The 23,334-nt window shown below is 65.6% G+C and carries 24 protein-coding genes; 10 read left to right on the plus strand and 14 right to left on the minus strand.

Annotated elements, in window-relative coordinates:
- Positions 1–47 precede the first annotated feature (47 nt).
- Positions 48–830, plus strand: a complete 783-nt coding sequence (locus ACQP1G_RS03355) for an enoyl-CoA hydratase family protein (protein ID WP_433198219.1) — start codon at positions 48–50, stop codon at positions 828–830.
- A gap of 4 nt (positions 831–834) precedes the next feature.
- Complete coding sequence (locus ACQP1G_RS03360) at positions 835–1,449, plus strand: TetR/AcrR family transcriptional regulator (RefSeq protein WP_433198221.1); 615 nt, start codon at positions 835–837, stop codon at positions 1,447–1,449.
- A 107-nt stretch (positions 1,450–1,556) separates the two neighbouring features.
- Here ACQP1G_RS03360 and ACQP1G_RS03365 read toward each other — a convergent pair whose 3' ends face one another.
- Together ACQP1G_RS03365 and ACQP1G_RS03370 are read right to left on the minus strand one after the other, a co-directional pair.
- Positions 1,557–2,195 carry a Uma2 family endonuclease gene (locus tag ACQP1G_RS03365; RefSeq protein WP_433198223.1) on the minus strand — a complete coding sequence of 213 codons (639 nt, stop codon included), beginning with the start codon at positions 2,193–2,195 and terminating at the stop codon, positions 1,557–1,559.
- 238 nt (positions 2,196–2,433) lie between these two features.
- Entirely contained in the window at positions 2,434–2,829 is a 396-nt protein-coding gene (locus ACQP1G_RS03370) for a hypothetical protein (RefSeq protein ID WP_433198225.1), read from the minus strand.
- Between the two features lie 257 nt (positions 2,830–3,086).
- On the opposite strand from ACQP1G_RS03370, the gene ACQP1G_RS03375 reads away from it, so the two are divergent.
- Positions 3,087–3,869, plus strand: coding sequence for an SDR family oxidoreductase (locus tag ACQP1G_RS03375; protein ID WP_433198227.1), 783 nt, complete (start codon positions 3,087–3,089; stop codon positions 3,867–3,869).
- A 92-nt stretch (positions 3,870–3,961) separates the two neighbouring features.
- On the opposite strand, the gene ACQP1G_RS03380 is transcribed toward ACQP1G_RS03375, so the two are convergent.
- From ACQP1G_RS03380 to ACQP1G_RS03400, 5 genes are all read right to left on the minus strand, one after another.
- Positions 3,962–6,040 carry a glycosyltransferase family 39 protein gene (locus ACQP1G_RS03380; RefSeq protein ID WP_433198229.1) on the minus strand — a complete coding sequence of 693 codons (2,079 nt, stop codon included), beginning with the start codon at positions 6,038–6,040 and terminating at the stop codon, positions 3,962–3,964.
- Positions 6,037–7,350 carry a glycosyltransferase gene (locus ACQP1G_RS03385; RefSeq protein ID WP_433198231.1) on the minus strand — a complete coding sequence of 438 codons (1,314 nt, stop codon included), beginning with the start codon at positions 7,348–7,350 and terminating at the stop codon, positions 6,037–6,039. Before ACQP1G_RS03385 ends, ACQP1G_RS03380 begins: the two co-directional genes overlap by 4 nt.
- Before the next feature lie 87 nt (positions 7,351–7,437).
- Positions 7,438–8,070 (minus strand): class I SAM-dependent methyltransferase, encoded by a 633-nt coding sequence (locus ACQP1G_RS03390; protein WP_433198233.1) that lies wholly within the window; start codon positions 8,068–8,070, stop codon positions 7,438–7,440.
- 364 nt (positions 8,071–8,434) lie between these two features.
- Entirely contained in the window at positions 8,435–8,743 is a 309-nt protein-coding gene (locus ACQP1G_RS03395) for a hypothetical protein (RefSeq protein ID WP_433198235.1), read from the minus strand.
- Positions 8,740–8,937 (minus strand): hypothetical protein, encoded by a 198-nt coding sequence (locus ACQP1G_RS03400; protein WP_433198237.1) that lies wholly within the window; start codon positions 8,935–8,937, stop codon positions 8,740–8,742. Before ACQP1G_RS03400 ends, ACQP1G_RS03395 begins: the two co-directional genes overlap by 4 nt.
- Before the next feature lie 215 nt (positions 8,938–9,152).
- Between ACQP1G_RS03400 and ACQP1G_RS03405 the strand changes: the two genes are divergently transcribed.
- Together ACQP1G_RS03405 and ACQP1G_RS03410 are read left to right on the plus strand one after the other, a co-directional pair.
- Complete coding sequence (locus ACQP1G_RS03405) at positions 9,153–10,358, plus strand: helix-turn-helix domain-containing protein (protein WP_433198239.1); 1,206 nt, start codon at positions 9,153–9,155, stop codon at positions 10,356–10,358.
- A gap of 346 nt (positions 10,359–10,704) precedes the next feature.
- Positions 10,705–11,385: a TetR/AcrR family transcriptional regulator gene (locus ACQP1G_RS03410; RefSeq protein ID WP_433198241.1), complete on the plus strand. Its 681-nt coding sequence runs from the start codon at positions 10,705–10,707 to the stop codon at positions 11,383–11,385.
- Between the two features lie 286 nt (positions 11,386–11,671).
- Here the strand turns inward: ACQP1G_RS03410 and ACQP1G_RS03415 are convergent, their stop codons facing one another.
- On the minus strand, positions 11,672–12,217 hold the full coding sequence (locus ACQP1G_RS03415; protein ID WP_433198243.1) for a DUF2165 domain-containing protein: 546 nt from the start codon (positions 12,215–12,217) through the stop codon (positions 11,672–11,674).
- Positions 12,218–12,441: 224 nt separating this feature from the next.
- Entirely contained in the window at positions 12,442–13,284 is an 843-nt protein-coding gene (gene thiD, locus ACQP1G_RS03420) for a bifunctional hydroxymethylpyrimidine kinase/phosphomethylpyrimidine kinase (protein ID WP_433198245.1), read from the minus strand.
- Positions 13,285–13,376: 92 nt separating this feature from the next.
- Here thiD and ACQP1G_RS03425 point away from each other — a divergent pair, with 92 nt between their 5' ends.
- Together ACQP1G_RS03425 and ACQP1G_RS03430 are read left to right on the plus strand one after the other, a co-directional pair.
- Positions 13,377–14,519 (plus strand): LLM class flavin-dependent oxidoreductase, encoded by a 1,143-nt coding sequence (locus tag ACQP1G_RS03425; RefSeq protein ID WP_433198247.1) that lies wholly within the window; start codon positions 13,377–13,379, stop codon positions 14,517–14,519.
- Between the two features lie 127 nt (positions 14,520–14,646).
- Positions 14,647–15,795 carry a GTP-binding protein gene (locus tag ACQP1G_RS03430; RefSeq protein WP_433198249.1) on the plus strand — a complete coding sequence of 383 codons (1,149 nt, stop codon included), beginning with the start codon at positions 14,647–14,649 and terminating at the stop codon, positions 15,793–15,795.
- Positions 15,796–15,909: 114 nt separating this feature from the next.
- Here ACQP1G_RS03430 and ACQP1G_RS03435 read toward each other — a convergent pair whose 3' ends face one another.
- The 3 genes from ACQP1G_RS03435 to ACQP1G_RS03445 form a co-directional block, all read right to left on the minus strand.
- Positions 15,910–16,533 (minus strand): NAD(P)-dependent oxidoreductase, encoded by a 624-nt coding sequence (locus ACQP1G_RS03435; RefSeq protein WP_433198251.1) that lies wholly within the window; start codon positions 16,531–16,533, stop codon positions 15,910–15,912.
- A 164-nt stretch (positions 16,534–16,697) separates the two neighbouring features.
- Positions 16,698–17,834, minus strand: a complete 1,137-nt coding sequence (locus ACQP1G_RS03440; protein ID WP_433198253.1) for an epoxide hydrolase family protein — start codon at positions 17,832–17,834, stop codon at positions 16,698–16,700.
- A gap of 130 nt (positions 17,835–17,964) precedes the next feature.
- A complete protein-coding gene (locus ACQP1G_RS03445; RefSeq protein ID WP_433198255.1) occupies positions 17,965–19,050 on the minus strand; it encodes an epoxide hydrolase family protein in 1,086 nt (361 codons plus the stop codon).
- An 85-nt stretch (positions 19,051–19,135) separates the two neighbouring features.
- Here ACQP1G_RS03445 and ACQP1G_RS03450 point away from each other — a divergent pair, with 85 nt between their 5' ends.
- The 3 genes from ACQP1G_RS03450 to ACQP1G_RS03460 are packed head-to-tail and all read left to right on the plus strand — an operon-like array spanning position 19,136 to position 20,418.
- Positions 19,136–19,780, plus strand: a complete 645-nt coding sequence (locus ACQP1G_RS03450) for a TetR/AcrR family transcriptional regulator (RefSeq protein WP_433198257.1) — start codon at positions 19,136–19,138, stop codon at positions 19,778–19,780.
- 52 nt (positions 19,781–19,832) lie between these two features.
- Positions 19,833–19,997 carry a hypothetical protein gene (locus tag ACQP1G_RS03455; RefSeq protein WP_433198259.1) on the plus strand — a complete coding sequence of 55 codons (165 nt, stop codon included), beginning with the start codon at positions 19,833–19,835 and terminating at the stop codon, positions 19,995–19,997.
- 13 nt (positions 19,998–20,010) lie between these two features.
- On the plus strand, positions 20,011–20,418 hold the full coding sequence (locus ACQP1G_RS03460) for a VOC family protein (protein ID WP_433198261.1): 408 nt from the start codon (positions 20,011–20,013) through the stop codon (positions 20,416–20,418).
- Here ACQP1G_RS03460 and ACQP1G_RS03465 read toward each other — a convergent pair.
- Together ACQP1G_RS03465 and ACQP1G_RS03470 are read right to left on the minus strand one after the other, a co-directional pair.
- Positions 20,363–21,988 carry an SH3 domain-containing protein gene (locus tag ACQP1G_RS03465; protein ID WP_433198263.1) on the minus strand — a complete coding sequence of 542 codons (1,626 nt, stop codon included), beginning with the start codon at positions 21,986–21,988 and terminating at the stop codon, positions 20,363–20,365. The genes ACQP1G_RS03460 and ACQP1G_RS03465 overlap by 56 nt on opposite strands.
- A gap of 490 nt (positions 21,989–22,478) precedes the next feature.
- Positions 22,479–23,270: a thioesterase family protein gene (locus ACQP1G_RS03470; RefSeq protein WP_433198265.1), complete on the minus strand. Its 792-nt coding sequence runs from the start codon at positions 23,268–23,270 to the stop codon at positions 22,479–22,481.
- Positions 23,271–23,334: the final 64 nt, after the last annotated feature.

Genomic DNA, 23,334 nt, shown 5'->3' on the forward strand with positions numbered 1-23,334 from the left:
GCCGGGGCGAGGAAAGGATCGGTTCGGATGCCACAACAGGAGGCTCGATGCCCGAGACATCCACCGCACCATATGTGCGTTACGAGGTCGGCAATGGATTCGCGACGCTCACGCTCGACTCCCCGCACAACCGCAACGCGCTGTCCTCGCGGCTGGTCGCCGAGTTGCTGCAGGGCCTCGACGATGCCGCCGCCGACCCCGCCGTGCGCGGCATCGTGCTCGCACACACCGGCAATACCTTCTGCGCGGGCGCCGACCTGAGTGAAGCCAGCAATGCCGATCCGGCCGTCGCCGCCGATGAGCGCACCCGCGTGATGATCGGCGTGCTGCGCAGACTCGTCGAAACACCCAAGCCGATCATTGCCCAGATCGATGGCAATGTGCGCGCGGGCGGTATGGGCATTGTCGCGGCGTGCGACATCGTGGTGGCCGGTCCCGGCAGTAGCTTCGCCCTCACCGAGGTGCGAATCGGGTTGGCGCCGTTCATGATTTCGCTGACCCTGCTGCCACGGCTCAGCCCGCGTGCGGCCAGCCGGTACTACCTCACCGGCGAGAAGTTCGGCGCGGACGTCGCCGAGCAGATCGGTCTGGTCACGGTGACCGCCGACGATCCGGCGGCGGAGGTGGCTCGGCTGTGCGCGGAGTTGCGCAAGGGCTCGCCACAGGGCCTCGCCGAGGCCAAACGACTGGTCAACGCGGCCATCCTGGCCGAGTTCGACAGCTCCGCCGAGGAGTTGGCCACCCGCTCGGCGGGCTTTTTCGGCACACCTGAGGTGCACGAGGGCATGCTGGCCTTCTTGCAGCGCCGTCCACCGAGCTGGGCAGAATAGCGCCATGGTGACACCCCACGAACCCAAGCAGGACCGCAGCCGAGCCACCCGGCAGCGCCTGCTCGAGGCGACCATCGACTGCCTGGCCGAAATGGGCTGGGCGGCGGCCACGGTCGCGGTCGTCGCGGAACGGGCCGGGGTGTCACGCGGTGCGGCCCAGCATCACTTCCCGACCAGGGAAGACCTGATCACCGGCGCGCTCGAGTACATGTTCGACACCCGCACCCAGCAGGCCACGCACGAGGCAAGGGCGGTGGCCGATCTGGCCGACGGGGTCGGCCGCACCGAGGCGGTGGTGGCCGGGCTGGTGGAGTCCTACACCAGCCCGCTGTTCAAGGCGGCGTTGCAGGTGTGGACGCATGCGGCGGCCGATCCGGCGCTGCGGGAGCGAATTGTGCCGCTGGAAGCCAAATTCGGTCGGATTTCGCACCGGCGTGCCGTGGAGGCGCTCGGGGTGGACGACACCGACCCGGTAACCCATCATCTCGTCCAGGCCACGCTCGATCTGGCACGCGGGCTCGGCCTGGCCGATGTGCTGACCGATGACTCCGCCCGCCGCAAGCAGATCGTTTCGCAGTGGGCGGCAACACTGCACACCGCTTTGAACGCCCCGCGCTGATCCGTCGGTCCTGACGTCCACTCTCGGGCGCACGGAAATCGTTGCGGCATCCTGCACTCGACGAACACCGGTCACTGTCGAACGCCGATGGGAGCGACTATCCGATATCAGTCCAGGCCGATATCGAGCTGATTCCAGCTGATCGCCACGTCGAGTGGGTCGGCGACATCGACCGCTACCGCGTCACCACGAGCCCGCAACGACATGTTCTCCCGGACGTAGGTGCCATCGGTGGTGAGTCTCAGCATCTCGATCGATGTCGCGGGCCCGTCGTCCTGCACCATGCGCACGATCCAGTAGCTGGGGATGCCCAGCCGCGCGTACTCCGCACGCTTTTCAACCAGATCTGCCGTCACCGTATTGGGGGATACGACCTGGACAACCAACAGTGTGTCCGACGCTGTCGGCTTCGTCTTCCACTTGCCCCGCGGCTCATCGATACAGCGGTACACGATCGCATCCGGCCGCTTGTAATGAAAAGGAACCTCGGAAACCAACATGTCGAGTTCACCGCTGGCCCGCAAACAAGGCAGGTCACGGGAACGCTTGGATACCGCCTCGCGCAGTGCTGCCTTGATATTGTCGCTGATCGCGACGTGGTTCGGCGACGGGGATTCGCAATGCACGATCATGCCATCACGAATCTCGAGGGTGCGGGCTATGTCCTCGGGCATGTCGAGGTACATGGCCATGTCGACAATCGGGATCGTCGTACGCAGCCATGACCAGTCGACAGCCTCGCTCATGTCGCTAGCCTAACGTCTCGGTGGTACCCGGTCCGACGCATCGGCCCAGGCGGCGCCACCGGCAGCCCGATACGTTCGCCCGGATGTGGGCTGATCGAACTGCCGCCGAACTGCAAAGGTCCCGATGCGACATGTCCGGCACTGGGCGGTGACGCCGTGACATACGCGCGCACCGCCCGCATCGCCGATCGGTACCGCGATGCAGCTCCATGACGTTGCCACGCAACGATTTTCGTGACTAGCACAGCCCTTGCTGTTGCAGGTGACCCTCGTCCACCGCATAGGACGTGGAGCCGACGAGGACGCCGAGGAGTCCGCCGATGACCAGTCCCGGGATCGCGCCGACGATGAAGATGGGCAGACCGGCGATGCCGCCGATGGTGGCGCCGAGCAGGCCGCCGACCAGCGTCCTGACCTCGATGGTGTCGCCGGGCGGCATGGGGCATCCGCCGATGAGGGTGGCCTGCGGGGTTGGTTCGGCTGCCGCGGCGATCGGTTCGCTCGAGGTCACCGGCGCGGCCGGTTCGGGTGATTCGACCGGTGTGGCCGATGCGGTGGACGCGAATCCGACGGTGAGCGCGATGGCGACCAGCGCGCCGATGACGGTTAGAGCGAATCTCGAAATACTTCTCACAGTTGTCCTGGTAGCTCGGAGTTGACGCATGACCTGATGGCGGCGGCAGGCGCGAACGGAGTCCGCATGCGCTGGACCATCATTCCCGGAGTTCGCCTCGCGCGAAAGGGGTTCGGATGAATGCCGCATTAAGAGGATTTCGAGGAAGTTGGTAAAGGATCTCGAGGATCGGTCCACCGCGGCATGTCACACTCGTCCATCCTGCGTCGTCATCTCGGTGAACGCGGAACAGCGCAGCAAAATTAGGAGCGGGAATCATGTCGAATACCAAGAAGATCGCAGTTGCCGGAGCGACCGGACGGCTGGGCCGCCACGTGGTGGATGTGCTGAACGAGCAGGGACACGAGGTGGTTGCGTTCTCCCGTGCCAACGGTGTCGATATCGAGACCGGTGCGGGACTGGTGGAAGCGTTGGAGGGAGTGCAGGTTGTCATCGACGCGTCCAGCACGCCGTCCGCGGACAAGGACATCGCCAGCGAATTCTTCACCGCTTCGGCGAATAACCTGCACGAGGCGGGCCAGAAGGCCGGTGTAGAGCGCTTGGTCGTGGTCTCCATCATCGGCATCGACAACACCGTCGCCGGTTACAACGCTGCCAAGCTCGTCCATGAGAAGGTGCTGCTCGAAGGTCCACTGCCGGTCCAGATCCTGCGCGCCGCCCAGTTCCATGAACTGGTCGAGGTGATGATGCAGTGGGGCACCCAGGGGGATGTGTCCTACGTCGCGAATATGAAAACCCAACTGGTTGCGGCCCGTTCGGTCGCGGAGGCGCTGGTGGATCTCGCCGTGCGCCCGCTGCCGGAGTCCTCGGCCGGCCCGTTCCCGGAAATCGCTGGTCCACGTGCGGAGACCATGGCGGCCGCGGCCGCGCTGCTGGCCGCTCGCAGCGGCACTCCGGCCGAGGTCCGCGAAGTGAGCGACCCGGACAACGCCGACCGCGAGATCTTCGAGGACGGCACGCTGCTCGCCAGCCCGCACGCGGTCCTCGCGGGCCCGACCTTCGCGGAATGGCTCGAAACGACCGAGCCCTCGGCGAGGTAGCCTCAGCTTCGGCGACTCCGATGTGGTGTCCGAGCCGCCGAAACCGATCCGCCCGGTGCGCGCGCACCGGGCGGATCACGTTCCGCAGTGGATCAGTGGGCGGTGGTCAGGTCGTACAGGGTGACCCCGTCGACCTCCGTTGCGGTGAAATGCTCCTCGACCCACTTGCTGATCTCGGCGCTGGTGCCGGAGCGACCGGGACCGAAACCGCCGTCCTCGCCGCCGCGGTTGCCGCTGCCGATGAAGTAGTGGATCTTCCCGTCGGCGACATACTGCTCGAACTGATCGAGCGTCGGTGATGGATCGCTGCCGTTGAAGCCGCCGATCGGCATGACCGGCAGTTCGGTGGCCAGCTGGAATCCGGCGGCGCTGTTGGAGCCGATCGCGGCGGCGACCCAGGTGTAGTCGGTGCCGTTGTTCTCCAGCAGTGCGACCACCTTGTCGCTCGGCTTGCTCGCGCTGAGCAGTCCACCGGCGGGGCCGCTCATCATCGGACCGCCCTGGCCCGCAGCGTCATTGGTGCCGCCGGGTCCCTGGCCGGCACGGCCGTTGGCGCCACCGGGTTGCATACCCATCGTGCCGTTCATGCCTGGTGCGCCACCGCGTCCGCCATTCGCATTGCGTCCGTCGGCATTTCGTCCACCGGGCATGCCGCCTGGCCCGCCGAAGCCGCCATCGCCGGGGCGGTGGCCGAACATCCCGACATTCGGTCCCGCCGACGGGATCGCGCCTTCATGCGAGGTCGCGATGGTGTCGGCGCAATACGCTACGGGCCCGGACAATCCGACGAAGGCGGCGGCCAGCGCCGAGACCAACGCCAGCTTCCGCGGCGCGGGCAGCAGCAGCCCGATGGTCGCGATCACGCCGACCACCAGCACCGCCCAGCGCAACCACGGCACGAAGTTCGCGCTGCGCGACAACAACATCCACGAGGTTGCGGTGCTCAGGCCGACCGCGAGCGCCGCGAACAACCGAACCCACATCCGATGCCGCTCCTGCCACAGCTGGACCGCACCGATACCGACCAATGCCGCGATCGCCGGGGCCAGTGCCACCGTGTAGTACTGGTGGAAGATGCCGGCCATGAAGCTGAAGGTCAGTCCGGTCACCAGCAGCCAGCTACCCCACAGGATCAATGACGCGCGCCGTCCATCGGTGCGAGCGGCCTTGCCGCGCAACAGGATTCCCGCCACCAGTGCAACCAGTGCGGCCGGGATGAGCCAGGCGATCTGACCGCCCTGCGACGGTTCGAACATCCGGGTGATCCCGGTGCTGCCCCACATGCCGCCGCCACCGGGCGGCATATCGCCCCTGCCGGGGGTGACGCTGCCGTGCTCATTGCCGTTCAGCCGACCGAGCCCGTTGTAGCCGAGAGTGAGTTCGAGGATCGAATTGTGTGGCGACCCACCGATCCACGGCCGCGACGATGCGGGCCACAGTTCGACCGCGAGCAGCCACCATCCGGCCGCGACGATCATGGCCGCGCCCGCCGCGAGCAATTGCAGGATTCGCTTGCCGAGTTCGGGCGGACCGGCGATCAGGTAGGTCAGTGCCAGGGCGGGCACTACCAGCAGTACCTGCAATTGCTTGGTGAGGAACCCGAATCCGATGAAGACACCGGTGAGCACCAACCAGCGGGTGCGCCCGTCCTCGACCGCCCTCGTCATCGCCCAGGCCGCCGCGACCATCAGGAAGACCAGCAGCGCATCCGGGTTGTTGAACCGGAACATCAGCGCCGCGACGGGAGTCACCGCGAGCGCGAGTCCGGCGATGAGCCCGGCCGCCGGGCCGAAGGGCCGACGTACCGTCGCCCACACCAGTGCCACCGCGGCGACCGCGAGCAGCACCTCCGGTACCAGGATGCTCCAGGAATTCAGCCCGAATACCCGTACCGACAGCTCCATCAGCCAGAGCGAGGCCGGTGGTTTATCGACGGTGATCGAGTTGGCCGCATCCGAGGAGCCGAAGAAGAAGGCCTTCCAGGACTTCGAACCCGCCTGTACCGCAGCGGAATAGAAGGAATTCCCATAGCCGTTGACGCTCAGGTTGCACAAGTAGGCGATACCGGTGCCGATCAGGAGTACGGCCAATGCCGGGTATTCCCAGCGGATCTGATGTTTCGGCTGCGGTTCGGGAAGAGTTGTCGACGGTGCCGTCAGCGTTGCTGTCATCGTCGAACTCCGTCGGTGCCGCTGGCCGCATTCGTCACCTGGCGCATGGGCCGGGTTACCGCATCCGGCGAAGTCGGTCGGATATCGACCAGGCCAGGGGGGTTTCGGAATACCCAACGCAGACCGACGAATCGGATGAGCGTTGCGATCAGATTGGCCACTACCAGGACGAACAGCTCGAGGTGCACGGCCGCGTCCGGGGCCCAGCGATGCAGTGCGAACAGCGATCCGCTGGTGACCAGCAAGCCGAAGCCGAATATCAGCAGACCTTGGAATTGGTGCGACACAACGCCGTTCGATCCGCGCACGCCGAAGGTGAAGGCGCGGTTGGCGGCAGTATTGCCGATCGCGGTAATGAGCAGTGCGACGAAGTTCGCGATCTGTGCACCGATCGTCGGCTGCAACACCAGGTACAGCAGCATATAAGCGAGCGTGGAAACCACGCCGACAATCGCGAAGCGCACCACCTGCCCGACCATCCCCAATGGCACACCGGGAACCAGTGGTTCGCGTCCGACCGCGCGACGCAACTCCTCCAGCGGCAGCGCACCGGTCGTCAGTCCGCGCAGCAGCCGCCACACCCCGAGCAGATCCTTGCGCGCCGTATCGACAATGTCCACGCGGCTGTCCGGATCATCGATCCAGTCGACCGGCACCTCGTGGATGCGCAGGCCCGCCCGCTCGGCGAGCACCAAGAGTTCGGTATCGAAGAACCATTCACCGTCCTGCACCAGCGGCAGCAGCTGTCGTGCGACGGCGGTGCGCATTGCCTTGAATCCGCACTGCGCATCCGAAAACCGTGCCTGCAGTGAGGCTTTCAGGATCAGGTTGTAGCACCGCGAGATGAGCTCGCGCTTGGGTCCGCGAACCACCCGCGACGATGCGTCGAGCCGGGTGCCGATCGCCAGATCCGAATGTCCCGAGATCAGCGGAGCCACCAGGGGCAGCAACGCATTCAGGTCCGTGGACAGATCCACATCCATATAGGCGACGACCTGTGCGTCGGAGTGCTCCCAGACCGCGCGCAGTGCGCGGCCCCGGCCCTTCGCGTCCAGATGCACCACCCGCACATCGTCGAGCTCTTCGGCGAGCAACTGCGCGACCTGCATGGTGTCATCGGTGCTCGCATTATCGGCGACGGTGATCCGTGTCGGGAACGGAAACCCGTCGCGCAGGTAGGCGTGCAGCCGCCGCACGCAGACGCCCAGGTCGGCCTCTTCGTTGTAGACGGGGATCACGACGTCCAGCACGGGCGTGATCACCGTTTCGGTCATATCCGCCCGGTGCGCGGCGGTCGTCGAATCGGTCATGGTGACCACCCTCGCGAACCGCGCTGGAGCCTAGCTGGGCCCTGGCTGTGAGGTTCCTGGGGACCTCGCCGGTTTCTGGGTCCTCGCCTACCGCCGAATCCGCAAGATCGTGTCGGTACGCCGTCCCATCTGTCCCTCCGGCCCCGTCACCTCCCGTTCGACTGCATCCGCGGTCTCCACCCGCCACTCGTCCCCAAGAGCAAGTCCGGCAAGCACCTCATCCATTGTCGGAAAGTGCACGTCATGCCGATCCGTCACGAACGACGGCCACCCCGCATGCCCAGCGATCAACAACACCCCACCAACCCCCACCGCTTCCGCGGCCCGCCGCAGCACCTTCGTCCGCTCGTCATCCTGCGCGACCGGCGAATGAAAGAACTGCGCCGACACCAAATCGAAGGTCCCCTCCGGAAATGATTGCGCCAGATCGTATTCCGCGAACACGATCCGCTCGGCAACGCTCGCGTCCTGCGCATGCGCCGCCGCACGCCCCAACGCGGTCGCCGACACATCGACCGCAGTCACCTGCCAGCCACGCCCAGCCAACCAGACGGCGTCCGCACCTTCACCGCACCCGAGGTCCAACGCGCTACCCGGATCCAGCCCCGCGACCTCCCGCACCAGCAGTGGATTGGGATTCCCGGTCCAAATCTGATCCCGATCCTGATAGAAACCCTCCCAGAACTCCTGGGCATTGCTCGAAGCGGTGCTCTCGGTCATGCGCCGTTCTCCCATCGAATTCGCTCGTCTCGGTCCATCGGCCCTGCTCGCATGATGTACGCCCGATCCACGCCACGGCAAACAATCTTGCCGCTTCAGCAAACGACCCCGGCTCCGTGGCCTCCGGCCACGACCGAGCGAAGACCCTGGACCAGAGGGCAGGGCCGGATCGTCCTCGGTGTACTCATCTACCCAACCGTCTTCCCCGACTGTGCGCACCGCACCGTCGCGATCGACGAACCAGGGCCGCCCCTCCTTCGGTGCCACTGCCAGTTTGGCGGCAGTCTCTTCGTTGAAAGCGCTGAGCAATGCTTGCACCGATGGATCGATATTTCCTCGTACGAAACCTATTTGGGGCATAGCACTACCCGCCGATCCCGGGCGATGGGTGATCCGCCATGGTGAGCACGGCGACCCAATAGTCCTCGCGAACCGCGTCCCACAAATCACCGTGTTGCGGAAGTAGTTCGCGGGCATCGGCCAGGTCCGGATACGCGTCGAACACGATCGTGCCAGGCTGCGCACCCGGAAGCTCCGTCCGAGATGGGATGCGGTAGGCCACGAATGCCTCATTAGTGAGTTGCACGCGCAATATCCGGGCAGTTCGATCGGCCAGCTGCCAAAACGCGACCTTGCCCGGTACTTGCGTGGTACACAACGGCTTTCGGCTCATCGCGTCCCCTCGGATTCGTTGGTCACATCCGATGTCGGGGTAGACGACACCCCACCGCCGAGCCGCCCGGTCGCCCAGTCATGGGCGCGCAGCGCGACGATATAGCGCGCAATCACCTCACCCGGCGCACCGCAGTGGACCGCCCGTGGCGGCCCCACATAGGCGGCCCGCTTCGGAAGTTCCCCATTCGGCATCTACCGACCTCCATCATCGACGGCTGCTAGGAGCGCCCGGCCCCGGAGGCGAACTCTGGGATGGCAGAAGAAGATTCGGCTCTCCGGGCGCACATTTAGCTGACCACGGGTGGCACAAGGCCAGGGCGACTACGCTGTTTCCCAGGTCGCAGAAGCTGATCTGAAAACACATGGGTGGATGTGAATTGGACGCGGCGGGGACACGATTGCTCGGCATGGAACCTGAACGCACCGGACGCACGCTCCGGCAGTTGCGGACCGAGCGTGGACTCAGCCTGCGTGAATTAGCGTCCGCGTTGTTCTGTGACTACTCGTGGCTGTGCAATATCGAAGTGGGCCGCCGATGGCCCAAGGACCGCGGCTGGGTGGAACAAGCCGACTTGGCGTTGGAGGCTGGCGGTGCGCTGGTGGCCGCATGGGATGCCGACCAGCGTGAGCACGCCCGGTTCGCGGATACGGTGCGGATGCTCGAGCAGGCGCGTCGAGACTCGGAGGCGCTGCTCGTCGCCCCCGACGGCGTGCAACTCGACCAGGTTCACGACGGCATCATCCACATCGCCAAAAATGCACGATTCGAGTCCTATGACAAGACGCTGGCGCGGGCGACCGAGACCCGGGCCGAGCTGATGCGGCGGATCAAGCTGGGGGCATACCGCCCTGATGAGATTCGGGACCTGTATGTAGCGCTGGGCCGGGTATGCGGCGTGCTGTCGTATCTGACGCTCGACCTCGGGCAGGCAGATACCGCTCGCGTCCATGCTCAGGCTGCGTTCCAACTGGGCGACCGCGCTGATCATGACCAGCTGCGGGCGTGGGCGCGCGGCACTCAGGCTCTCGCCTTCCGGTTTACGAAGGACTTCGAGCAAGCCAGGGATGCGGCCGCGGACGGACTCAGGTACGTCGGCGGTTCGACGGGGACGGCAGAGGCGCGGCTGCTGTGCGGGCTCGCCGCGTCGGTCGCCAATCTGGGCGATTCGGAGCGAGCGTCGGAACTGCTCGACCGGGCGGAGCGTGCGCGCGACCATGCGGGACCTGACGAGGTGCCAGGTCTGTTCACTTTCACCCCGGCAAAGCAGATCTACTACCGCGGTTTCTCGTTGATGTGGGCTGAGGACACGAAGACGCTGCGCCGGTCGGTGCGCGCGTCCCAGGACGCCATCGCGGCATGGCAGGTTCAACGTTCCCCCGGAGACGAGATGCTCAGCCAGATCTACTTGGCGACCGCGAACGCACGACTGGGTGATCTCGATGGCAGCATCGCCGCGGTGACTCCCGTTCTGGACAATCCGATCTCGGCGCATTTTTCGTGGGTGCGCAAGCGGCTGAATCAGCTGAATAGCTTGCTGGGCAAGCACTTTCCTGATTCGGTTGTTGCCGCCGAAATGCGCGATACGTTGAACGCGTACACGCACGCAACGTAATAACTCGACCGGGGCGCCGCCGAGATGGCGTTCAAGCTCAGCGGACGTGTCAGTTGGTAGTGAGCATGATTTCCGCGAGCTGAACCTCCCCGGCAAATCCGTGTGGCCTGTAGCTGGTTGCGGGGAATAGTTCGAGGCGCGGCTCCAGATGCCGGGACGACGAGTCTGCTATTGACGCACCGATTTCGTTGGACGATCGGTTTGCTGGCTGGACCCGATCGATGGACGCCGGATTCACCGACTGGCTCTGGTCAGGAAGTGCTACGACCGAGATCGGCGCAGGGTTGGTACCGTCGGATTTGTGATGCGTAGTGGGCGGGGAGTGGGCGAGGTGCCACCTAAACGTGTGGATGCTCGGACCGAGCGGTGGCGCGAGCATCGGCAGAAGGTTCGGGCGCAGTTTGTCGATGCGGCGTTTCGGGCGCTCGACAAGTTCGGGCCCGAGGTCAGCATGGGGGATATCGCCAAGGAGGCCGGGGCGGCGAAGCCCAAGCTGTATCGGCACTTCGAGGATAAGACCGACCTCTACAACGCCATCGTCGACCGCGTCCGCGACATGCTGTGGGAACGGATTGTCTCCAGTGTCGACTTGACCAATGACTCGGCGCGCGAGGTGATCCGACGCGGCGCGGCCGAATATGTGCTCGTGGTGACCGAGCATCCGAATGTCTTTCGCTTCATGCTGCACAGCCACTTCACGCAGCGCGCCGACGATTCCGAGCGCGCACTGCAGTCCGCTCGCCAATCGGCCAAGCGGGCGGCCGATCTGTTCGCCGGACTGCTCGAGGACACCTCCGTCGAGGTGTCCAGTGTCGAACTCGTCAACTATTCCGTCTTCGGTGCGGTGGCCTCGGCCACCGACTGGTGGCTGGGCGCGAACCGCCTACAGGTGCCGACGATGCCGATCGAGAAGTTCGTCGCCTACCTGGCCGAGATCATCTCCGCATTGGCCGAGGCCAACGCCCGGCTGAACGGCATCAGCATCGACGCGGATCTCCCACTGCACCGTGCATTCTCCAGCAAGTGAGCTCGCACTGAGTTGTCCACCACCGGTGGTGCCGACCGCGGGCGCGCCAGTGGCGGTCGGCTTCCGCAGCCACTTCGAACCACAGTGTTCTCGTCAACCGCTTCGTTGAGGCCAACGGTGTCTGCGATGCCCCAAGTATGTACCCACCCACCGACAAGTTTCGGCCCCCGAACCCGCTCACCGAAACGCGGAGACGACAGGTCCTATCTGTCACCGGACCGAATGCACGATATGACCCCATGAGCGGATGGCTCTGCCGAGCGCACCCGGTGAATAACGCCTTCGACTACGACTGCACTCGGGTTTCGGAGCGGCTCGACATATGCACCAGGATGAGCCCGACGGCGGCGAGGAGGAAATTCTGCAGCGCCGCCGATGAGGCGTTCACCTGCTTGTTCGCCCACATACGGAACCATTCGCCGCCGATGGTCAGGAAGCCACCGGCGAACAGCAGCACCGCCATGGTCCAGCCGAGGCTCGACAACTTCGCTGCCACCGCCGTCCTGGCGGCGCTGCGGCCGATCAGTGCCCACCAGCCCGTGGTCGCCGCGGCGAGCAGTACGAGGGCGATCAGGTACTCCCAGATCACGATCAGGATGTAGGCGATCAGCGCGACGGTGCCGTTGGTGATGGCCCGCCAGCCGGTACCGGAGTGGTGGATCGTGGCTTGCATCGACAGCACCGCCGCGACAGCGTGTCGGTTGGTGTCGGTGTCGATGCAGTTGGTGACCGCAACGATCAGGTAATACAACCCGGTGATCGTTGCCAGGACCGCTACGGCCGCTTCCCGGCTCCCGGCCACATCGAGGAACCGCTTACCACTGAGACCCATATCCGCCACCTGTGTCGACCGGCACAACATGCAAGACGGCCGAATATTACTTCGAAGCGACCACCCGCGTCATCAATAATCTTCGAAATACCTTGTTCCGCAGGGTGTTCGGCACGTCATCGATCGCCCCTCACAGGTTGTTCGAGAATTGTGCTGCCGCTGCGGATCCGGCGATCGTCCGGCGTGGGTACCTGCCGCAACGCGGAATCCGAGAAGGAGTCCGGCTAACTCGCGGAGAGCCGCCAGAGCGGGGAGACAGGTCCGTGACCTGCACCGAGATCATAGGATGCGGCCAGACACCGGTAGGTCCAATCCTTGGCGAACTCGACAGCTTCGGGGACCGAGTAATCATTGGCGAGCGCGCACGCGATGGCCGCCGCCAGAGTGTCACCACCGCCGTGGTCATTTCCGGTGCCGATCCGCGGTGCGGTGAACTCCAGGAATTGATCGCCATCGAAGAGCAGATCGGTGCTGACCTCGGAGGACCGCAGATGTCCTCCCTTCACGATCGCCCACTGCGCCCCGAGTTTGTGCAGCGCCTCGGCCGCCCGCCGCGCGGAGCTGTCATCGGTGACCTCGATACCGGTGATCAGCCGCACCTCGTCGAGATTCGGTGTCACCACCGTGGCCAGCGGAATCAGCGTATGCCGCACCGCGTCCAGCGCCTCCTCGTGCAGCAGCGGATCGCCGTGCATGGACGCCGCGACGGGGTCGACGACCAATGGCGTCCGGTCCCTTCCGATCCCCACCTCCTGGCAGACCGCCGCGACGGATTCGATGATGGCGGTCGAGGCCAACATCCCGGTCTTTGCCGCCCCCACCCCGATATCGCTGACGACCGAACGCACCTGATCGGCCACGATCTGCGGCGGAATCTCATGGAACCCGCTCACCCCGACCGAGTTCTGCACCGTCACCGCGGCCACCGCCACACACGCGTGCACTCCGCACAGTGCCATGGTCCGCGAATCGGCCTGAATACCGGCGCCGCCGCCGGAGTCGGTTCCGGCGATAGTAAGGACACGAACCGGAGTCTGCCCGTCGGGCACAAGCGGCAGCAGTTTCACACCCCAGACCCTACTCAGACCGGTCCATCCCATTCCGATCTGACCGATCGCATCCCTGGTCGCATCCGAACACCTGGGGTTGGATCGTTCGAATGTCCCTCACCTTCCACTGGTTTCTGCCAACCAACGGTGACAGCCGCAATGTCGTCGGCGGTGGTCACGGTGCGAACGCAACGCACTCCGCCGGTGACCGTCCGCCGAGCGTGGCCTATCTCGGCCAGATCGCCGCGGCCGCCGAGTCGCTCGGATTCGAGGCGGTCCTGACGCCGACCGGTGCGTGGTGCGAGGACGCGTGGCTCACCACGGCCATGGTCAGCCAGGCCACCGAGCGCCTGAAGTTCCTGGTGGCCCTGCGCCCCGGATTCCTCTCGCCGACGCTGGCCGCGCAGATGGCGAGCACATTCCAGCGGCAGACCGGTGGCCGCTTGTTGATCAATGTGGTGACCGGCGGTGAGTCCGGCGAGCAGCGCGCCTACGGCGACTTCCTCGATAAGGAAGCCCGCTACGTGCGCACCGGTGAATTTCTCGAGGTGGTGCGCAAACTCTGGGCAGGCGACACCGTCAGCCTGACCGGCGAGCACATCCACGTCGCCGATGCGAAACTCGCCAAGGTGCCGAACCCGGTGCCCGAGGTGTACTTCGGCGGCTCGTCGCCGATCGCGGGCACCATCGCGGCCGCACACTCCGATGTCTACCTGACCTGGGGTGAGCCGCCCGCACAGGTCGCCGAGAAGATCGCCTGGGTCACCGAACTGGCCCAACGTGCCAGCCGCACAGTGCGTTTCGGTATCCGGCTGCATGTGATCACCCGCGATACCTCGGAACTGGCCTGGGCCGAGGCGAATCGGCTGCTGGCCGGTTTCGATCCCGCGGCCATCGCCGATATCCAGAAATCCTTGGCGCGCAGCGAATCCGAGGGGCAGCGCCGGATGCTCGCGCTGCACGAGGGCTCCAGCGACGCGCTGGAGATCTACCCGAACCTGTGGGCGGGCATCGGACTGGTGCGCGGCGGTGCGGGCACGGCGCTGGTCGGCAGTCACGACGAGGTGACCGCGCGCATCCTCGAATACCACGCCCTCGGCATCGATGAGTTCGTGCTCTCCGGATATCCGCATCTGGAGGAGGCGTACTGGTTCGGTGAGGGCGTACTGCCGCGACTGGCGGCGCGTGGGCTGTGGCGGCATCCGGACGCGCCGGTGGTGGCGCCGCGCCGTCTCGACGTCGCGTCGTCCTGATTGCCGCCGCGGACGACCTGCGTGCCTGCCCGGAGTTCGCCGCAGCGCGACGTGCGATCGGCTCGGCGGTGACATCCGCGGCCACCTGAGGCGCCACCTCTAAATGAAAACCATTATCGTTAATGGTGTGACCACTTCATTGATCCCCGGCCCGCTACCAGTAACCGTGCTCTCCGGCTTCCTCGGCGCGGGCAAGACGACCCTGCTCAACCACATCCTGGCCAATCGGGATGGCCGCCGTGTCGCGGTCATCGTCAATGACATGAGCGAGGTCAATATCGATGCCGCGCTCGTCGCGGGCCAGGGACATCTCGATCGCACCGAGGAGAAGCTGGTCGAGCTGACCAACGGCTGCATCTGCTGCACCCTGCGCGAGGATCTGATCGAAGCGGTCGGCAGGCTCGCCAGGGCGGGCCGCTTCGATCAACTGGTCATCGAATCCACCGGGATCTCCGAGCCGATGCCGGTGGCCGCAACGTTCGACTGGGAATTCGAGGACGGCTTCAAGCTCGGCGATATCGCCCGCCTCGACACCATGGTCACGGTGGTGGACGCCGCCACCTTCCTCACCGAGATCGCCCGCGGGCAGGCGCTGGCCGAGCGGAATCTGGAAGCGGGCGAGGGGGATACGCGCACCATCGCCGACTTGCTGGTCGATCAGGTCGAATTCGCCGATGTCCTACTGATCAACAAGACCGACTTGGTGAGCGCGAATGCCGTTGGCACTGTGGAAGCGACGGTGCGACGGCTCAATCCGCGCGCCCATGTGCTGCGCACCGAAAAGGGTGCGGTGGATCTCGCGGAAGTCCTCGCCACCGGCCGCTACAACCCGGTCGTCGCCGCCGAAGCCGAAGGCTGGGCCGAGGAACTCGCGGGCGGGCACACCCCGGAAACCGAGGAATACGGCATCCGCAGCCTCACCTACACCGCCGAGCGCCCCTTCCATCCCGAACGTCTCGCCGAGGCCCTCTCCCAACTCCGAGGCATGTTGCGCAGCAAGGGTTTCTGCTGGCTGGCCACCCGCCCCGACCTCGCCGCCGTCTGGTCCCAGGCCGGTCCCAACCTGACCTTCGAGCCCGCCGCCTGGTGGTCTGCCCTCGAAGTCCCCGCGGGCCAAGAAATCGTCTTCATCGGCATCGAACTCGACCTCGACCACATCCGCCGACTCCTCGACGCCGCACTCTTGACCGACGCCGAATTCGCCACCGGCCCGACAACCTGGTCCACCTACCCCGACCCATTCCCCACCTGGGGCAACCTCCACAACCACCATTGAGCCCCGCCGGCTAGTTGTCGACGGCCGAAACCCACGCACCGGACCGGGGCGTGGTTTTCGGACCGGGGTGGGCCGGTCGAGCGGACGTTGCCGAGTTCGGGCGGCATCGTCGGCTCAGTTGGAGATGCCTGCGGCGCGGTGGGTGTAGGTGGGGTCGGTGAGTTGTTCGAGCATGAAGGCGGCGATATCGGCGCGGGCGATCTTCAGGGACAGGCCCTTTTCCTCGGCGCCGAAGCCGCGGCGGAAGGTGTCGGTGCGGGGGCCGTCGGTGAAGGCGCTCGGGCGGACGATGGTCCAGTCGAGGTTGCTGGCGCGGACGTATTCTTCCTGCGTGACGTGGTCGGCGTAGGCCTGGCGCAGCAGCATCCCGAACATCACGTACTTCCAGAGGAAGTTCAGGTTGCCCTCGCTGTCGCCGACGCCGAGGGTGGTCTGGCAGATCAGCCGCTGCACGCCGGTCCGGTTCATCGCCTCGATGACCGCACGAGTGCCCTCGGCCCGGATGACGCCCTTGCGACCCGCGCCGAGCGAGATCAGCACCGCGTCCTGACCGGCGATGGCCTGTTCGACCGAATTCGTGTCCAGCACATTGCCTTCCACGATGTGCAGCCGCTCGTGCCGCTGACCGACGCTGGCCGCATTGCGGGTAAAAGCGGTGACCTCGTGCCCCTGTTCGAGCGCCTGCTCGACGACCAGACGACCGACGGTGCTGGTGGCTCCGAAGACTGCGATTCGCATTGTTCTCTCCTTGCGTTGAAAGCTGTTGATCTGTTGGTGAATCCAGTACATCAACGAAGAGTGAGACGAACCATGGTCGTGAGTCTCGCGGACATAAGAGGGTGTCTACGCGGCGCGGCCCGCGCTCCCATCAGGGGAACGCGGGCCGTTGAGCAGCGTTTCTGTCAGCCGAGCTTCGCGAAGAACCGGCGGATATCACCCACCAGCAGCTCGGGCGCCTCATGCGCGGCGAAGTGACCCGCGGCATCGTTCGGGCCGCCGACCACCGAGCCGCAATCGTAGGAGTTCCAGCTGACGATATTGCTGTGATCACGCTCCGCGAAGCGCCGCATCGACTGGAAATCGCCCTTGAACATCGCCAGTGCGGTCGGCGCTGTCGTCGGCCCGGTCGGCCGCTCGGTGCTGTGCGCCTCCTCGTAATAGAACCGCACCGACGACCCCGCCGTACCGGTCAACCAGTACAGGGCGACATTGCCGACCACGAATTCGGCGTCCAGGCTTTCGCCGAAAAGCTGTGCGTTCCAACCCAACAGACCCACCGGCGAATCCGAAATCGCATACGCCAAGGTCTGCGGCTGCTGACCGCAGAAGAGATTGAAGGCCATCTTGTTGTCCTGGAACCACTTCAGGTGCTCCAGCGCCGCGAGGTCCTCCGGCGAGATGTTCTCGAACTCGGCCGGATCACCCGACGGGAACGAAAACAGTTGTGTCACATGCACACCCACCACCCGGTCGGGGACGAGGCGGCCGATCTCCGGTGAAACCATCGAGCCGCCGTCATTGCCGATCGCGCCGAAGCGCTGGTATCCGAGTCGATCCATCAGCTCGACCCAGGCCTGTGCGACCCGCCGCATGGTCCAGCCGGTGCTGCGGGTCGGGCCGGCGAAACCGATACCGGGCAGGGCCGGGATCACCAGGTGGAAGGCCGGGTCATCGGCCGATTCCGGTGCCGTCAGCAGTTCGATGACGTCGAGATATTCGAGCACCGAGCCCGGCCAGCCGTGCGTCAGGATCACCGGCAGCGCATCCTCGCGGGACGACCGGATGTGCAGAAAGTAGATGTTCTCGCCATCGATCTCGGTGGTGAACTGCGGGTAGGAGTTCAGCTTCGCCTCGAGCGCCCGCCAGTCGAACTTGTCCAGCCAGTACTGGGCGAGGCCGCGAACCCGATCTTTGGGCACGCCGTACGAATCACCGACACCCGGCAGCTCGTCCGGCCACAGCGTGCGGCGCAGCCGGTCGTTCATATCGTCGAGCGCGGCTTGGGAAATATCGATGGTGAAGGGGTGGATGGCAGTCATGGCAATCTCCTTGGTCGATCTCATATCGCTCGATCTGATGGATCCGCCGATCGACGGCGATGTCCGTGCGGCACCTCACTGACGACGCGAGGTGCCGCACCGAACCGGTATCGGGGCCTGTTCGTGGGGGTCAGCGGTATTGCGCGAAGAACTCGGTGATCTCACCGGCCATCAGCGCGGGTGCGACGTGGTGCAGATAGTGGGTGTACACGTCGTGGGTCCGCCACGACACGATGTTGGTGTGATCGCGGTCGGCGAACCGGCGGATCCCGTGGAAGTCGCCGTTCGATCCGGACAACGCGAGCGGCACCGTGGTCGGCTCGGTCGGCTGCTGCGCCTTGGCCTTTTCGAAGTAGTGCCGGATCGCGGAACCCGCTGTGCCGGTGAGCCAATGGATCGCGATATTGGTCAGGACGAATTCGTCGTCCAGATCCGGGCCGAGCAGCTGGCTGTTCCAGCCGACCAGACCGGTCGGCGAATCCATCAGCGCGTGCGCCAGCGTCTGCGGCTGCTGCGACTGCAGGATATTGAAGCCCATCTTGTTCTTGACGAACCAATCCAGCGTCGCCAGTGACTGCTGCTCGTCCGCGGTGAGGTCGGCCAGTTCCGACGGATCGCCGGACGGGAACGAATACACCTGCGAAACCTGAATGGCGACAACATTGTCCGGCGCGACTCGACCGAGTTCGGGCGAGATCTGCGCGCCGCCGTCATTGCCGACCGCGCCGTACTCGGTGTACCCGAGCCGCCGCATCAATTCGGCCCAGGCCTCGGCGATGCGCTGATCGTTCCAGCCGGATTCGGTTGTCGGACCGGAGAATCCGTAGCCCGGCACCGATGGGATCACCAGATCGAATCCGGCCGTGCTCAACGGCTCGATGACGCCGAGGAATTCGACGAACGTACCCGGCCACCCGTGGGTCAGGATCAGCGGAAAGCTGTTGTCCTGTTGCGACTTCACGTGCAGGAAGTGAATGTTGTGCCCATCGATCTCGGTGGTGAACTGCGGGTACGCATTGAGCTTCGCCTCGACCTTGCGCCAATCGAACCCGTCGCGCCAGTAGTTCACCAGATGCCGCACGCGATCGACGCTCACCCCGTAGGTGTCATCCGACCCGGGGATCTGATCCGCCCAGCGGGTGCGGGCCAGCCGGTCCTGCAGGTCGTCCAGCTCGGCCTGGTCGATGTTGATGGTGAAGGGGGTGATGGCGGTCATCGTTACTCCTTGTGAAACGGAATGCTTCGTTCTGTTTGAACAGTAACAGAACGGATCATTCCGTTTCAAGTGCTAATCTGAACCCATGCCGAAAACATCCGACGCCCCAGCTCACAAGGGTCTGCCCGGTCGCAAGGCGCAGGCCGCCCGCAACGACGGGCTCATTCTGGAGGCCGCCCGCGCGGTCTTCCTGGCCGACGCCAACGCGCCGATCGCCGCCGTCGCCGAACGCGCGGGCGTCGGTATCAGCGCCCTCTACCGCCGCTATCCGAGCAAAGAGGTGCTGCTGCGCACCCTCTGCCACGAGGGCCTGCGCCGCTACAACGCGGAAGCCGATGCCGCACTGGAGGATTCGGACGGCTGGCGCGGATTGGTCGGATTCCTGGAACGGGTGGTCGACGCCGACGTGCACTCACTGACCGTGCATCTGGCGGGCACCTTCACCCCGGACGAGTCGATGCTGCCGGACATCATGCACTCGGGCGAGGTCACCGAGGAGTTGGTGCGGCGGGCACACGCATCCGGTCCGCTGCGCTCGGACGTCAATGCCAATGACCTTGGTCTGGTCCTCGAATCGTGCGCGGCCATCACCATGCCGGACCAGGCGCGCACCGCGGAACTGCGCAGGCGCGTGCTGGCCATGCTGATCGCCGGACTGTCGGCCGACGGTGCGCTCCCCGGACCGCCACCCGGGGCAGGCGAGTTCGCATGGCGATGGCAACCGCGTTGATACGCTGAGCAATCAGGCGACTCACCCGCGTTACCCCCGACGGGAGACGTACATGACAGAGAGCGGACCCGACGACGAGCCTTCGGTCAACGCAGCAGCCGCGACCGACACCGAAACCGTCGACGAAGCTGTATCGCCTCCCGATACCACCGAGGACTCGGAGCGGCAGGCGCCGACGGTGCGCCATTCGCCGAACGACCCCTTGTTCTACTTATGAGGCTGGAACTCCCATGAACTGGACACTCGAGGTCGTGATCGTGCCGGTATCCGATATCGACCGAGCCAAGGACTTCTACTCGAACAAGCTGGGTTTCGGCCTCGACCACGACACCGAATTCGGCGATGACATCCGCCTCGTCCAGCTGACCCCGCCCGGCTCCGGCTGCTCCATCGTATTCGGCCGTGGCGCGGTCCCGAAGATGGAACCGGGCTCGATTCAGGGCTTACAACTCGTCGTCCCCGACATTCACAAGGCGCACGCCGAATTGGTCGAGCGCGGTGTCGAGGTCAGCGATGTCCAGGTCCTCGGCGCCAATCCGAACCCGGTGCCCGACCCGCTCGACAACGTCGGCTTCTGCTTCTTCAACGACCCCGACGGTAACGGCTGGGCCATCCAGCAGATCTCGACCCGCCCCTAGCTTGTGGTTCGACCTCCGGCTGTTGACGTGGTGGTTCTGACGGCGGGTACCTGTTGTCGGTGGATGTCCAAGGTGCGGCGTCGGGCAATGCCAGGGGTTGGATAGCGCGGCCGTCGACCCAGCCGGTCCAACCGTTGTCACAGGCGATATGCGCCCAGTCCCCGACGCGTTCCAGGAGTTGGAGTTCGACGCCGGGATCGATGCGGGCGATGAGGCGGAGTCTCGGGTCGGGCGAAGCCCATGCACCCAATCCGCCCTCGGGTACGCAGTGGGTGGGGTTCCAGGGTGCTGCGGCAGGGGCGGTGAGGGGTTCGATCGCGCGGCCGTCGACCCAGGCGGTCCAGCCGTTGTCACAGGCGATGTGCGCCCAGTCGCCGGCGTGCTCGAGGATCTGGAGTTCGACGTGCGGGTCGATTCGGGCGACGGGCGGCCTGGTTGGATCGGGCGTCGCCCAAGCCGGCATACCGACGTCGGGCACCTGGTGGGTCGGGTTCCATGCCGGTTGGCCCACGCTGCGCTCGGCTACCTCCGGCACGACCTCCGCGGGTACGGCGGCTGCCTCGAATGTCGGTGTGTCACCGGTGAACGGCGTGACCGCGGCAGGATCCAGAATGTCGCGCACCAGACGCAGCGCGGCTTCAGTCGTGGTTTCGAATAATTCCGCGCGCGGGTTTCGCACCGCCAGCCCGCTCCAGAACACGAACCAGGTCGTGAATGTCGAGCGGAACACCGTGAAATGGGCGAGAGCGGCTCGTCCCGTTGCCGGACCGGTGAATTCGACAATGCTCCCGGTCGTCAACAGCTGACTGAACGACCGTGCCACCGCAGTCCCGGCATCGGTGAATCGGTAGCTACCCAGCGCTTCCACTCGGACCAGGCCCAGGAACGTCAGCCGGGCCAGTCCTTCGGCCATCCGACCGGCTGCCGCCGCGAGTTGCACCGGTGCGGCTCCCTGAGCGGCGGGCAAGGCCCAACGGGTGTCGCCGCCGGCAAGCCCTGTGGCGAGTTGCTCCTCCAACTCGAGCGCCCGCAGCTCCGGCGGTTCGGTCGCGACCTTTCGGCCCAGGACCGCGGCCAGGCGGGCCGCTTGAGCCGCGTCGGTGGCGGCGAGCAGGGCTGTGAACGCGATGAGATCGAGGTCGATGGGGGGCGATGCGGATCCGGGGCCGTAGGAGGTGAGATCGAGCAGTTCGTCCACCAGCGCGGTGGCCTGGGTGAGAGTGGGCGCGACGGCGAAGTCGAAGCCGTCATCGCCGGTTCCGGCCTGCATGACGAAGGTGTCGTCTTCGTCCCGGCGGAGCAGCTGCGCGGCTATCCAGTTGGCCTGCCCGGCCCGGTTGGCGGTGATGCCGACGGTGTGGGCGGGATCGGCGGCGATCCGCAATGCACCCGTCACCGCCTCGGTGAGCCGGCCGTCCTTTTCGAGCAGTCCGGTGTCCCGTAGAGCCGCCGAGTCGGGCGGTGGGGTATTTGCCGGCAGCGCGGACCGGGGCCCCGGCTGCAGTCCGGCAATGGACAAGGCGGCGGCAAGTTGGTCCGGGGTGAGTCGGAAGCGCATCGGATTCAACACCGTTGACTCCTTCCTGCGTCCGGGCCGCCCCGCTGCAAGTCCCCGGTGAACTTATTCGGATCGTCACGCGGGAAGTCGCACTGAGCGCCGTATCGGATCGACTGGAACCAGGCGCGGAACGGTCCTAGCGCGTATGCCCGAGCCGACAGCGGTGCGACCGGAATACACCCGAGAAAGGCACATAACCCACCGAGACCCGGACCGGAAACCATTGCGCGAGTGGTATCGGCCGCCGGGCCCGGTGTCCGCGGTGCGCGGCTTTCTGCCGGGTGTCCAGTCATCAGAGTTCTTGGGTCGACCGAATCACATTGATGGTTGCACACGCGGCGATCGCTCAGCAACAGCCCGACCGGTGGTACCTACGGGCGAAGTCTGTGCCGTGTTGTCTGCGCCTTCGACGCTGATCCGGTCCCTCGGGCAACCGCTGCGACGGCGCGCCAGGCGTCTGGATGGGGCCGCAAACTTCGACCGCGCAGGTCGAGGGGTCGAGCTAGCGCGGTCCGAGGAACAGGGTTTGGGTACTACGGCCGAGCGGGCCCTTTTCATCGAACAGCGCCGACTCCGCCAGGCCGATGCCGTGCGGCTGCGGATAGGTGGCGGCGTCCAGGCAGACCCATTCACCGACCGGTTGCCGGTGCAGGGTGACCGTGAGATCGGTGTTGATGAACAGGTAGCGGGACCAATCCAGCACCGAGCTGACCCCATTGCCCGAATCCGCCGCCGCGAGTGTGCGCTCCAACGGGCTCGGGGCGCTACCGGCGACGATCGGATATTTCAGCCGGATCCAGCAGATCGCGGGGCCCGGCTCGTCGAATGAGCCGGCGACGAAGCGGTAGTCGATGCCGGTGTGGAAGCCGACGGGCTGATCGGATGGAAACCGGGATGCCGCACCCTGATCGGGGCCGGGACGCGCACCGCTCGGCAGGATCTGTTCGGGCAGTTCGAGTTCCGGCTCGGCGAGTTTGAATCGCCACGCGTTCGCTCGCATGACCGGCCCACGATCGGTGGACAGGGTTGCCTCGATCAGCTCGACACTGCGGCCGGGGCGGGCCACCCGCGTCGCCACCGTCAGCGGTGCCAACGGAACCGGGCCGAGAATCTCCACTGCGACACGTCCGATCTGGAATCCGGCCCGTGGTTCGCAGCGCTCGATCGCGTAACCGAGCAGCGCGGAGGGCGGTCCGGCGTGCTGGGCATCCGGTGACCATGGACCGCGGGTCAGCTCGGTCGAGATGAACCGGTTCGGATTCGTCGGATCTGGTGTGTAGAAGGCGTCGGTCACGTCGTTGTCCCGTCCATCGAAACTGCCCGGTGGATTGTTCGTCCGGTTAACGATTGTGACGCTA

This window comes from Nocardia sp. CA-107356, assembly GCF_050946365.1.
Lineage (GTDB): Bacteria > Actinomycetota > Actinomycetes > Mycobacteriales > Mycobacteriaceae > Nocardia.

What these genes read in the sequence shown, in the direction of transcription:
- ACQP1G_RS03445 (WP_433198255.1), bottom strand. Translation starts at nt 19,050, where the DNA reads ATGACCGCCATCACCCCCTTCACCATCAACATCGACCAGGCCGAGCTG.
- ACQP1G_RS03385 (WP_433198231.1), bottom strand. Translation starts at nt 7,350, where the DNA reads ATGACCGATTCGACGACCGCCGCGCACCGGGCGGATATGACCGAAACG.
- ACQP1G_RS03425 (WP_433198247.1), top strand. Translation starts at nt 13,377, where the DNA reads ATGTCCCTCACCTTCCACTGGTTTCTGCCAACCAACGGTGACAGCCGC.
- ACQP1G_RS03365 (WP_433198223.1), bottom strand. Translation starts at nt 2,195, where the DNA reads ATGAGCGAGGCTGTCGACTGGTCATGGCTGCGTACGACGATCCCGATT.
- ACQP1G_RS03375 (WP_433198227.1), top strand. Translation starts at nt 3,087, where the DNA reads ATGTCGAATACCAAGAAGATCGCAGTTGCCGGAGCGACCGGACGGCTG.
- ACQP1G_RS03440 (WP_433198253.1), bottom strand. Translation starts at nt 17,834, where the DNA reads ATGACTGCCATCCACCCCTTCACCATCGATATTTCCCAAGCCGCGCTC.
- ACQP1G_RS03435 (WP_433198251.1), bottom strand. Translation starts at nt 16,533, where the DNA reads ATGCGAATCGCAGTCTTCGGAGCCACCAGCACCGTCGGTCGTCTGGTC.
- ACQP1G_RS03360 (WP_433198221.1), top strand. Translation starts at nt 835, where the DNA reads ATGGTGACACCCCACGAACCCAAGCAGGACCGCAGCCGAGCCACCCGG.
- ACQP1G_RS03400 (WP_433198237.1), bottom strand. Translation starts at nt 8,937, where the DNA reads ATGCCGAATGGGGAACTTCCGAAGCGGGCCGCCTATGTGGGGCCGCCA.
- ACQP1G_RS03395 (WP_433198235.1), bottom strand. Translation starts at nt 8,743, where the DNA reads ATGAGCCGAAAGCCGTTGTGTACCACGCAAGTACCGGGCAAGGTCGCG.
- ACQP1G_RS03455 (WP_433198259.1), top strand. Translation starts at nt 19,833, where the DNA reads ATGACAGAGAGCGGACCCGACGACGAGCCTTCGGTCAACGCAGCAGCC.
- ACQP1G_RS03405 (WP_433198239.1), top strand. Translation starts at nt 9,153, where the DNA reads ATGGAACCTGAACGCACCGGACGCACGCTCCGGCAGTTGCGGACCGAG.
- ACQP1G_RS03390 (WP_433198233.1), bottom strand. Translation starts at nt 8,070, where the DNA reads ATGACCGAGAGCACCGCTTCGAGCAATGCCCAGGAGTTCTGGGAGGGT.
- ACQP1G_RS03380 (WP_433198229.1), bottom strand. Translation starts at nt 6,040, where the DNA reads ATGACAGCAACGCTGACGGCACCGTCGACAACTCTTCCCGAACCGCAG.
- ACQP1G_RS03460 (WP_433198261.1), top strand. Translation starts at nt 20,011, where the DNA reads ATGAACTGGACACTCGAGGTCGTGATCGTGCCGGTATCCGATATCGAC.
- ACQP1G_RS03450 (WP_433198257.1), top strand. Translation starts at nt 19,136, where the DNA reads ATGCCGAAAACATCCGACGCCCCAGCTCACAAGGGTCTGCCCGGTCGC.
- ACQP1G_RS03355 (WP_433198219.1), top strand. Translation starts at nt 48, where the DNA reads ATGCCCGAGACATCCACCGCACCATATGTGCGTTACGAGGTCGGCAAT.
- ACQP1G_RS03415 (WP_433198243.1), bottom strand. Translation starts at nt 12,217, where the DNA reads ATGGGTCTCAGTGGTAAGCGGTTCCTCGATGTGGCCGGGAGCCGGGAA.